The sequence below is a fragment of the Clostridium algoriphilum genome (assembly GCF_020443705.1).
Classification (GTDB): Bacteria; Bacillota; Clostridia; order Clostridiales; family Clostridiaceae; genus Clostridium_AD; species Clostridium_AD algoriphilum.
In genome coordinates, this window is the sequence record NZ_JAIZZK010000062.1 from 1 (window position 1) to 10,354 (window position 10,354).

Genomic DNA, 10,354 nt, shown 5'->3' on the forward strand with positions numbered 1-10,354 from the left:
ATCTTCAATAGCTTCATTAAGAAAACCAACCTCAATTGTATTTAATGCACGTTTATCAGAAAAAGGATTATGTCCACTCATGTAATTTTTATCTTCAATAAATTCTACTTTCTTTGGCATGGTTACATATGGTGGCTTTGCAAGAACTCCTTTTTCTAATAGATAGTTTGTTGTTATACCATAATACTTATCAGCAAGATCGTAATTATGCTTTAATATATCACGAGCTTCTTTTGTATATGACATAGCTGAGAATACAGCAGAATGACCAAAATTTAATTTCATCATTTGGCGAACAAACATTATATTAAAAATGTCATCAAATAGAGGAGGTGCTTCTCTTACCACGTCACGTTCATCAAATCCCATTGGAATAACTGCTTTCTCATTATTAAATACATTCACAATTTCATTCAGTATATTTTGTCCTTGAGGAATATAGGTACTTAATATGTTTTGAGCCTCTTTATCAATAGTTTTATCTTTAAACAAATCAAATATTATTAATCTTGCTGACTTTGATATATAAGTCATCCATAATGTACCTAATTCTGATGAAGTTAATTGTATTTTTGCTTCGGTTGTCATATAAACCCTTCTTTCATGATTATAAAATTTTTTAATATTGGTTGGAGTGACCCTAGTGCCTGCGTCGGTTTTGTAGCTTCATTGGACAGCATTATCTGAGTTTGTACTTGTAGTGCTGTTTTTGTAGAATCAGCTTCAGAATCCATTCTATGATTTATATTGTTTACTCTCTTTCGTACCATTTTTGATAAAGATAAATAATAGGAACAAAGCTTAATAACAAAAGGAAAAACCCGAAATTACTCATATTAGTCAACTTGAAAAGTCCAAATTTTTCAAGAACAAATGGATTAATGATAAATGCTTGAAATGCATCCATAATTATATTTGTTCCAAAAAATAGCCAGACATTCTGGTAAGTAAAATAAAATACAAGCATTGTGGTAACTGGAAGAAAACCATATGTAAATGACGAAATATTTTTAAGAAAAAACACGTTATTTGTAATGGACCACCAATTCCATACATCTGCCATTTGCCAATGAATTGTACTTAAAAATATAGTAAAGAATACCACAGATGAAAAGTGTCTTAACCGTTTTGAATCTAATGGTATAAGTAAAAACCAAGGTACTATAAGTAATAACCATGATAATAATTGCCCCATTGTATTTAACACCTTCCTAATATCTTTTTTATTATTATTTATCAATACATTAAATTTTATACTTAAAATTATTTATTCCTAAAATGTAAAGTTGTAGTTGATATACAAAAAAAATATATTCAATTTTCATTTTTACATCTTTAATAAAAAAATTCATGTATAATAATTTATTGATTATTATACATGAATTTAGAGCCTATAACTCTCTTTTAAAGGCTTGTTTGTTCTAGTTCAGATATATTAGGCCTTACTTTTTTTGATGTCTTAGAGTTGGTTATAAGCTCATTAATTTTACAACATTGTCTTATTATAATTTCAACCAATTCATATTAAACTCTTTAACGCAATAAAGAAGCCCTTTTAAGGGCTTCTTGGATTAAAGGATTATAATCAAAAACACAATTAACTTCATCTTTTTTATTATATCCAAGCAATTGATTTTTATGTATATAAAAATCAGGATACAACAAATGTCGTGAAATATAAATTTCACGACATTTCTTATGTACCTATAACTAGCCTATACCCTCATTCATGCTCTTTTAATATGAAATGAGTCTCTATTTTACTACCTAAAAGGTGTCTAATTGAGAATATACACTCCATTTATGCATCAATACTAGTATATTAGTACACTAATTACCATTGCGTTACATTCGTTAGTTTTTACATACCTAATTTTCTTTAAAACAATGTTTTAAAGAATCATTGTTATTTTGATATTATTTCTATACCATCTTCTGTTACAAGAATTGTATGCTCCCATTGTGCGGAAAGTGCTCCATCAGCTGTAAATGCTGTCCATCCATTATCCTCATTTATAAATATTTCATGACTTCCACCATTTATCATTGGTTCAATCGTAAATACCATTCCTGGTGCTAAAATCATATCTGTTCCTCTAGTCCCGAAATGAAAAACAAATGGTTCCTCATGAATATCTAGTCCAACTCCGTGTCCTCCAAAATCTTTAACTACTGAGTATCCATTACTTTCTGCATATTCTTGTATAATTGCTCCTATGTCACCTAAAAAGCCCCAAGGTTTCACTGCCTCTATCCCCATAGTTAAACATTTCTTAGTTATTTCTACTATCCTACTAGCTTTATCACTTACTTCTCCAATCATAAACATTCTTGATGCATCTGAATAATATCCATTAAGTATAGTAGTTGCATCAACATTTATGATATCACCATTTTTAAGTACTACATCTTTACTCGGTATTCCGTGACACACCTCATCATTGATTGATGTACAAATACTTTTTGGAAATCCATCATAGTTAAGAGTAGCTGGAATTCCACCGTGAGATGTTGTATATTCATATGCTAGTTCATTAATTTCTTCTGTAGTTATTCCTTCTTTAATATTCTCACTAACTAAATCTAAGACACCATTATTAATTTTAGCACTTTTTCTTATTCCTTCAATTTGCTCTTTATTTTTAATAAGATTTCTTGTTGGAACTTTGTAGCCTTGGTTCTTCAAGGTTTCTAGTTTTTTATCAAAGTTCAAATGGCAATTCTTATATTTTAGTCCACTTCTACACCAACATTTATCATTTCTACATAAAATCATTACACATTCTCCTATATTAAGATTAATTCAACTAAAAACCACATCCAATTAATCTATTATTTAATAATTCCACCATGAAAAAAGCACTCATACACCTTCGTATCATCAAAATAAATTTCCTCATATCCTTGAAACCAATTAAATTCTCCATTAACAATGCAATGATATTTATATTGTCCATCTTGATATACCATAGGTCCACGATATGGATTTTCTTCTGGTACTAAGCTTAATGCTTCTTTTAAAAATTTTACTGAAAACCCTTTTCCAATAATTCTGCCGGTATAATTCATTGACCAAAATGGAATGTCATCTTCCCATAAAGCTTCTTCTCCTCCAAATTGCTCTCTTCCTAAATAGGTATCAATATACTTTAGATTTCCTTCTGTATACTCTAAATCATGTGAATTAGGTCTTGAAGATCCAATTTCAACACCCTCTCCTGTATATGTAGCTCTTTTGGCATTACGTAAAAATTCTATTGTTTTTTCATGTATAGAATCAACTTTTTTCTCTTCTATACATAAACGACAATTTTCTTCATAATCATTAACTAATTTATCAATACTTACTTTAAAGAAATCACTTAATGCAATTAGTCTTGCAATGTCAGGGTATGAATGTCCAACTTCCCACTTTGCAACTGCCTGCCTTGATATACCAAGCATTTCAGCTAATTTCTCTTGCGATAATCCTTTTCCTTTTCTAAGACTCTGCAATTGTTCCGGAAAACTCATTTCTAATCACCCCTAAATAAGTTTACTGATAAGACAACCATATTGCTACCAATTAAACATAACATTTTTGTCAACTATAAGTTGCATTTGAATTTTGTTTCACCAAACTAACCTCAACAAATAAATTGATATAGTACTTAACTATACTATTTATAACTTAAATTCCATGTAAAAAGTTGTTCAGCTTTAAGCGATAAGAAGGCATACAACATAATTAATATTATATCGAATGCCTTTTGGCCTATATCTAAAATACTATTGAAAATTGAGTAAGAGAAGCCAAGACACGGATATAGTTGTTATTAGTTATTTTCTGATTTGGTATATTAAGGCGTGAGTTTAACATAACGTATGATTATGTTAAATTAAGTTTAACATATTGGTTTAAATAATAGGGTCAAGTGTTATTACTTATCATATCTTTTGCAAAATTGTAAGAGTGCTACACTTAGCATATCTTGCTTCTTTATAAATTTATGTTTATCACATATTGCTTCAAATCTTTCGAATGTATCCTTATAAACTTTCAAATATTTTACAACAACATTACCTTTTAAATCATTAGAGAATTCATTTATATCTACTTGCTCATTTAAAGTATTGCTTTCTAATTTCTCTTTTGCTATTTTACTTTTGTACCACTCTATCATATTAAATAAATCATCTTTTACACTTACAATCTGTTTAATACCAGTCATTTCATTAGTCAGTGGTAGACCTTCGGCATTTTTATTACTTTCGTAATATTTTTTCCTATCCTTTTTTTTCTCTACTAACTTCTCCCTTTTAGGTGTTATAATTTCAATAGTATCTTCTACTTTTTCTGCTACTACTTCTTCTACAAAATTATCATTTATGTCGTATAAATAGGTTGAAGAATTATATTTTATTCCCCTTGCTTTTGTTTTTAATGTCTCACTAAAATCTTTTCTGCTAATTGAAAACTTACGAATAAATTTATCTGTTACAATTTTTTTTTCTTTTAACCTATTTTTGTTTGCAATTGTATTTTGGTTTATTGCTCTTGCTATCTCAACTAAACTTAAATAAGATAAATTTAGGACTTTAGCATTACTCATAACTGACACCACCTGCTTTATTACTTTAGTAATTTTTTCTAAACGCATCTAAATAAATGTTAATGTTTTTTTAACTATAGAAATATTACTAAAGTAATATTTCTATAGTTAATTGGTTTTTCCTTTAAAACTAAATCTTTTATTTATATTTATATAAATATATTTTAATGCTTTGTGTAATTATTCTCAAGAAAATCAGTTTGATGCTCCCCCCCAAGCGCATTCAAGATAATAAGTGTTATAGTGAATGCTCCTTCGATCTATTGGTATTGCATTAAAATAAAAAGGCATACAATATAACGAAAATTATATTGAACCAAAAGAAAAAACCATCTGAGCTCCAGATGGTTTTTTTTTGGTGTTATTTTTCAGAATATTTTTCTATAAATTCTAATAATGCTACAGAATATAAATCTTGCATCTTAAATTGATTATTACTTTTATAAAAATTTATCCACGCATCATTTACATTGCCATACACTTTTATTAATCTGCCTTTTAATTCCCCATTAAATCTTTCCTTATCTACTTTTAATTCTTGCTGCACTTGCACATCAACTTTTTTTATACTTTTATTATATTGTTGTATAACTTCTTTTAATTGATCTTTCATTTCTAATAATTCTCTAACTTCTGCTAATGCAGTTTTTAATTCTTGTTGTAGTTTCATTGTAATATTATCTTGTTTAGATATAGCTTTTTCACTTATACTTTTATTATTGTTTTGTATAATTTTATTGTCTTTTATACTATTGTTATCATTTTGTATAACCTTATCAACACCCGCTACATCATGGTTAAGAGTTCTCTTTGCTACTTTTATATTGTTTATATGTAATTGTAAATCTAAACTATTATCTTTAACATACTGTTTTGATTTTGCATTATATGTATAAGCTATTTTAGCAAATCTATCTCTAAATGTAGTTTTAGACATTTCTAAATCACTGCTAATTTTTCTCAAAGTTTGTCCTTCTTCAAGTAAACTATTTATATATTTCAGTTGCTCCAATACCTCTAACTTATTAAATTCTTCTTTTACCATTAGTCACCCCACCTTATATAAATATCATATTTATATTTTACTTATACCTTTGTAAAAAATCAAATAGATATCGCAAGATAATTTAAGGGTGAAAAATTAATAGATAAAAATATTTTGTTTATCCACGAAGTGAAAAGGCAGATACTAAATTATTGTATATATAAAGCTTAGACTGCCGATGCATGCAATACTGGAGATTACAAATTACATTTTCCACCCTACTTCCACCAGCTAGTTTCTATTATATTTGACTTGGAGCAGTCGCAAATATATTAACATAAGCTACATAATTAGCTTCGTTGTTTTCTATTTATTATTTCCTTCTTTAATTTATTAAACTCTTCATCCGATATTGCACCACTTTTTTTTAATTCATTTAGCTTACTTAATTTATCAATTTTGTCATTATTATTGTTATTGTTGTAATTATTATTGTTGTTATTGTTATCAAAATCTTTTATCATTCTTCTTTGTTCTAGCAAAAGTATCTTGGTTTTACTTGGTTTGAAAATTGTATATATAAAAAGCCCTAACATTAAACCAATGATACTGCCAAACATAGCTCCTACTCCCCCCATATAAAGCCTTCCAGTAAATTCACTTGTTGGTGCACCTACAGGCTGTTTATACATCTTATAGAACACATTAAACAACAAAATTGCTCCTGTTATTGTACATACTGTTATTGGATTTATAAAAGATTTTTTCTTACGCATAATTTTTTAATTTCCTCCTGTTTTTTATTTTATAAAGAATAAAAGAATTAGAAATATAGGTGTTAATCCAAGGTTTATGTATATAAGCCAGTCAATTAGCTTCTTTCGATTGTAATAGCTCTCAAATCGTTTATTAGAGCTTTCTTGAAGTTCTTGACACTTTTGTACTGAGTCGGCAGTTTCTTTGTTTATAAGTTCTGTATTCCTCTTGTAGGTAGCTTCTACTTTAACCTGCAGTTCTGAAAGGATACTTCCGAACTTATCGCTCAAACTCGTCACCTCTTGAATGCACTTTTGGTTTAACTGACTTAATTGTTGTTCTATGCCCTCTTTCAACATTTGGTTGCTTGTTTTCAACTCCTGGACTTGTTGTTTCGTTAGATCGTAGTTCTGCATTATCTCCTGGAGTTTCTCGTTTAAGATTTTCTTTGACTCCTTGTTCAATTCCTCGTATTGTTGTTTCGATGTCTCCAAGCTCTCTTTTAGCAGTGTGTTTTCGTACTCCATTCTTGCCTTCATACTCTGTTCTTGTAGCCTGGTTAGGTTGTTGCTCTGCTCTTTCTCTTCTAATTCCTTTTTCTTGTCCAATAAACCCATTCTCAATTTCCCCCTTCGTATATTTGTTACCTAGATTTTTACCTCGCACTGACTTGTTTTGCTCTGGGTGCTTAAAGCTAATACTGTTTTTGGTTTCCCTTGTTGAAATTTTAAAATCACTTTCTAGTTTTTCTTTTAATTCTTCTAAGTTCTTGGTTCTTTCCCTCGCAAAGTCTATACATTGCCTTAACTCATCTTTCCATGTTGTTATACCTCTTAGCTCCATGCCTAGCTCTGCCATTGTCTTTTTAATATCAGCTTTTCTATTTATATCTATTTTCGTTAATCCTTCTCTTTCGCAAATCTTATTACTAGCAATTTTCATCTCAAGAAGCTTTTTAGGACTAATTTGTAGTTTATTTCCATTCTCCATATTTACGCTATTTATCACGAAGTGATTATGTATATGGTCTTTATCTATGTGTGTAACAATATAAACTTGGTGGTCTTTAATATTATTCTCTATCCACTCTTTGCCTAGTTTATTTACCTTTTCAGGAGTTATATTATCATCAGGACTAAACGCTTGAGTAAAATGATAATACTGCTTTCCTTCTGTCTTTCCATATAAAAGCTTTATAGTGTTGAACTCTCTTTCTATATTTTCAACACTACAATTAATCCCTTCTTTTAAATCCTCCCTAGTCTTACCTTCCTTTTGCAAATACTTTAATTGATTAGTCAATGTTTTAGTGGCTGCTAAACTTTTTACTATAGCCAATTATTTTTTTACCTCCTTTAGAATTTCTTCTGCAGTTCCCCAGAGATCTGTTAGCTTTTCTTTTAATTTAGTAATTTCGTTTAAATAAAAATCATCTTTTTGATTTAATGCTCTTGCAATTTGGTTTAAATTTTTTCCTTCTCGAACTAATTCCAAAAGTAAATCTCTCAACCCATCAATTACAATTATGTCCTTTTGTAATGCACAATTGAGTAAAAACTCATTTTGTTTTAGCTTAGATTTTTCAACTTTTTCCTGTATTAATTCAAATTCTTTTTCAGTTGTTCTTAAAACTATTTGCTTACTTCTGGTTCTATATTGGTCTATTTTTCTCAACTCCTTTTTAAAAAATCATTGTTTATTTTGGGGTGGTCTTGGAGGGGATTTCCCTCCAAGCAAGATGTATTTGGAAGGCGTAGGCTATCCAAATACTAATCTTGCCATTACTGATTATAATCAGTATAACGCTACACTTTTGGTTATGCAATATTACCTAAGATATAATATAAACACTATAATTAAAGCGAAATAATGTTTATATATAAACGAAAACTATAAAAACTACTACCGTCTTTCACAATGGAACCTCCCTACGGGCTACCCTTCCATTACTCCAGTTGGTCTATACTCTATATTTGCTCAAGGTATTACTTGACACTATAGCTTCAATCAACTAATATTTGGGAATGTTAAGCAAGACGTAGTTACCCTAAAAAAATTAGGATAACATTAATATTTGGTTGATGTTGAAGTTTCCGAAAGCCTATTTGTAATAATATTTTAATATACACTCTATTACCATGCATACTCATAAACAGCTTGTCCATGATTGTATTAAACCCTTATGTCTTGCGACTAATAGCGACCACCCTATCTAATATTTTAAAAGGTCAGATATACCCTTCTCAGGGCGAAGAATATAAATAAGCTTAAATACTACAACTCCCCATGAATTTTCTGCATTGGCTTCATGTCACCGTTAGAAATTATTTATAGTTGCTCTCTTGCTCTAACAACTCTCAATATAAAAATAAAAAGCCCCTATGTATTTTTTATTACATAAGGACTTGATAAATCATATTTAAATTGATATAATCAACTTAATATAGTTCTTCAAAATTCTTTTTATGTAGTAGTGATACATATTTAGATATTGCCGTTTATTGTACTTCAATACAATAACCGGAGTTGGAGGACTTTTATTTTATTTTTTGGATCTTTTTTTATATTTTATATTTTCTTTGTTTAATATTATTTACATCTTAACTCATAATATGGTAATAATCAATTCATTTTTTATATTTATTACAAAACTCATATAATGCTAAGCTATTAGATAAAATGTTATTTCTTAAATATTCTTTTGAATAATCCTATATGATCTTGGTCTTTCTTTTGCATCTTATCTTTCATTTCAATTAATTTATTATCCAGGTCTTTAAAGTGATCCTCTAATTGTAATATATCCTGTTTTGGCTTCTCTTTTAAAAGAACCTGGCTATTTTCAATTAAACTATGTAATTCACCTATTTGTATATCTTTTTGATTTAATTGAATATCTTTATGTTTTAACTGAACATCTTTTTCATTTAATTGTAAATCTTTAACTTTTAACTGATCTTTTAACGTGTTTATATAGTCTTCTTTAAAGTTAAAATCCTCTGTATCTGTTGCTATATAATCATTTGGTGAAATACTATCACTATCATTATTACCACCCTTTATCTCGTCTGTAGTAACCTTCAAAGTATCTTTAATTAACGTTAAACCCTCTTCTGTAACGTAAGTCACTCCTTGTTTTTTACTAATACATGGTTCTAGTTGTTTTAACTTTAACTTCCTATAGATACTAACTTTTGATAAACCTATTAAATTGCTTATCTCTGCTATTGTATAAAGCATATTGAAACACCTACCCTTTTAACTTCTTTAATGCTTATTATAGTTCTATTAAAAGTGTTAAAATCCCTTTAAAACAATCAAAACCCTTTCAATATAATATTAATTAATTATTAAGATAAACAAAGGAGTAGTTAAGTTGTTACTTAACTACTCCTTTGTTTATTTTAATGTATCTAAAAAATATTTATTGACATCTTCCAAGAATCTTTTTTGTTCCTCAATTCCGCTTACAGCAAATTCAAATCTGCCTAGTCCTGAGGAATTTGTTTTTTCCATTAATGCTCCAATCAAAATATCTTCTTTATTTACACCATACTCTATATCGTATAGACCACTTTGTAAATTTTCTATGATTTCTTTATTATTCATTAAGCTCAACCGCCTTTTGTCGTATTTTTAAATAGCTTTAGTTAGTTTAGGCTTTAAAATCGTTATTAATCTGTCTCTAAAATAAGTTCAACCAATTAATAAGAAAGTTAATGTCGTGAAATCAGACTTTAACGACATTTGTATTTTTTATTTTATATTTTAAAAACACCATATAATGTTATTAGATAAAAAAAGCAGCAGAAATATCTTCTACTACTTTTTCAGCAATTTAGGGCGTGCTACTTGTTTTTATAAAAAATCATCAACTTATTATACGTCTGAATATTTATTCTTTTATTTTGTAAGCTGATTCCTGTCTTCCATTTGAGGAGGCTCTTCCATCCACTTATGTATAATCATTAGTTTTCCACCTTTTTTTGCATAATCAAATGTATCCTTTGCAATAATTGCA

General features: G+C 28.6%; 13 protein-coding genes. All 13 read right to left on the bottom strand.

Features of this window, described 5'->3' with window-relative positions; genetic code table 11:
- The coding region (locus LGK95_RS21000; RefSeq protein ID WP_226126865.1) for a DUF3231 family protein at window positions 1-588 on the bottom strand (588 nt) is incomplete at its 3' end.
- Window positions 585-770 carry a hypothetical protein gene (locus LGK95_RS21005; protein WP_226126866.1) on the bottom strand — a complete coding sequence of 62 codons (186 nt, stop codon included), beginning with the start codon at window positions 768-770 and terminating at the stop codon, window positions 585-587. The genes LGK95_RS21005 and LGK95_RS21000, both read right to left, overlap by 4 nt.
- Window positions 752-1,195: a hypothetical protein gene (locus tag LGK95_RS21010; protein ID WP_226126867.1), complete on the bottom strand. Its 444-nt coding sequence runs from the start codon at window positions 1,193-1,195 to the stop codon at window positions 752-754. Before LGK95_RS21010 ends, LGK95_RS21005 begins: the two co-directional genes overlap by 19 nt.
- A gap of 711 nt (window positions 1,196-1,906) precedes the next feature.
- Window positions 1,907-2,776, bottom strand: coding sequence for a methionyl aminopeptidase (locus LGK95_RS21015; protein ID WP_226126868.1), 870 nt, complete (start codon window positions 2,774-2,776; stop codon window positions 1,907-1,909).
- Window positions 2,777-2,832: 56 nt separating this feature from the next.
- Complete coding sequence (locus LGK95_RS21020; RefSeq protein WP_226126869.1) at window positions 2,833-3,513, bottom strand: DUF5680 domain-containing protein; 681 nt, start codon at window positions 3,511-3,513, stop codon at window positions 2,833-2,835.
- A 407-nt stretch (window positions 3,514-3,920) separates the two neighbouring features.
- Window positions 3,921-4,592 carry a hypothetical protein gene (locus LGK95_RS21025; RefSeq protein ID WP_226126870.1) on the bottom strand — a complete coding sequence of 224 codons (672 nt, stop codon included), beginning with the start codon at window positions 4,590-4,592 and terminating at the stop codon, window positions 3,921-3,923.
- Between the two features lie 361 nt (window positions 4,593-4,953).
- Window positions 4,954-5,637: a hypothetical protein gene (locus LGK95_RS21030; RefSeq protein ID WP_226126871.1), complete on the bottom strand. Its 684-nt coding sequence runs from the start codon at window positions 5,635-5,637 to the stop codon at window positions 4,954-4,956.
- A 290-nt stretch (window positions 5,638-5,927) separates the two neighbouring features.
- Window positions 5,928-6,353 carry an SHOCT domain-containing protein gene (locus LGK95_RS21035; protein WP_226126872.1) on the bottom strand — a complete coding sequence of 142 codons (426 nt, stop codon included), beginning with the start codon at window positions 6,351-6,353 and terminating at the stop codon, window positions 5,928-5,930.
- Between the two features lie 24 nt (window positions 6,354-6,377).
- Entirely contained in the window at window positions 6,378-6,623 is a 246-nt protein-coding gene (locus tag LGK95_RS21040; protein WP_226126873.1) for a hypothetical protein, read from the bottom strand.
- On the bottom strand, window positions 6,613-7,671 hold the full coding sequence (locus tag LGK95_RS21045; protein WP_226126874.1) for a relaxase/mobilization nuclease domain-containing protein: 1,059 nt from the start codon (window positions 7,669-7,671) through the stop codon (window positions 6,613-6,615). The genes LGK95_RS21040 and LGK95_RS21045 overlap by 11 nt, the downstream gene beginning before the upstream one ends.
- Entirely contained in the window at window positions 7,672-8,007 is a 336-nt protein-coding gene (locus LGK95_RS21050; RefSeq protein ID WP_226126875.1) for a plasmid mobilization protein, read from the bottom strand.
- Window positions 8,008-9,015: 1,008 nt separating this feature from the next.
- The gene (locus LGK95_RS21055; RefSeq protein WP_226126876.1) at window positions 9,016-9,573 is read right to left on the bottom strand and encodes a hypothetical protein; all 558 of its coding nucleotides are present in this window, start codon (window positions 9,571-9,573) and stop codon (window positions 9,016-9,018) included.
- A gap of 159 nt (window positions 9,574-9,732) precedes the next feature.
- Window positions 9,733-9,942, bottom strand: coding sequence for a hypothetical protein (locus LGK95_RS21060; protein ID WP_226126877.1), 210 nt, complete (start codon window positions 9,940-9,942; stop codon window positions 9,733-9,735).
- Window positions 9,943-10,354: the final 412 nt, after the last annotated feature.

What these genes read in the sequence shown, in the direction of transcription:
- LGK95_RS21015 (WP_226126868.1), bottom strand. Translation starts at nt 2,776, where the DNA reads ATGATTTTATGTAGAAATGATAAATGTTGGTGTAGAAGTGGACTAAAA.
- LGK95_RS21020 (WP_226126869.1), bottom strand. Translation starts at nt 3,513, where the DNA reads ATGAGTTTTCCGGAACAATTGCAGAGTCTTAGAAAAGGAAAAGGATTA.
- LGK95_RS21035 (WP_226126872.1), bottom strand. Translation starts at nt 6,353, where the DNA reads ATGCGTAAGAAAAAATCTTTTATAAATCCAATAACAGTATGTACAATA.
- LGK95_RS21005 (WP_226126866.1), bottom strand. Translation starts at nt 770, where the DNA reads ATGGTACGAAAGAGAGTAAACAATATAAATCATAGAATGGATTCTGAA.
- LGK95_RS21025 (WP_226126870.1), bottom strand. Translation starts at nt 4,592, where the DNA reads ATGAGTAATGCTAAAGTCCTAAATTTATCTTATTTAAGTTTAGTTGAG.
- LGK95_RS21060 (WP_226126877.1), bottom strand. Translation starts at nt 9,942, where the DNA reads ATGAATAATAAAGAAATCATAGAAAATTTACAAAGTGGTCTATACGAT.
- LGK95_RS21055 (WP_226126876.1), bottom strand. Translation starts at nt 9,573, where the DNA reads ATGCTTTATACAATAGCAGAGATAAGCAATTTAATAGGTTTATCAAAA.
- LGK95_RS21030 (WP_226126871.1), bottom strand. Translation starts at nt 5,637, where the DNA reads ATGGTAAAAGAAGAATTTAATAAGTTAGAGGTATTGGAGCAACTGAAA.
- LGK95_RS21010 (WP_226126867.1), bottom strand. Translation starts at nt 1,195, where the DNA reads ATGGGGCAATTATTATCATGGTTATTACTTATAGTACCTTGGTTTTTA.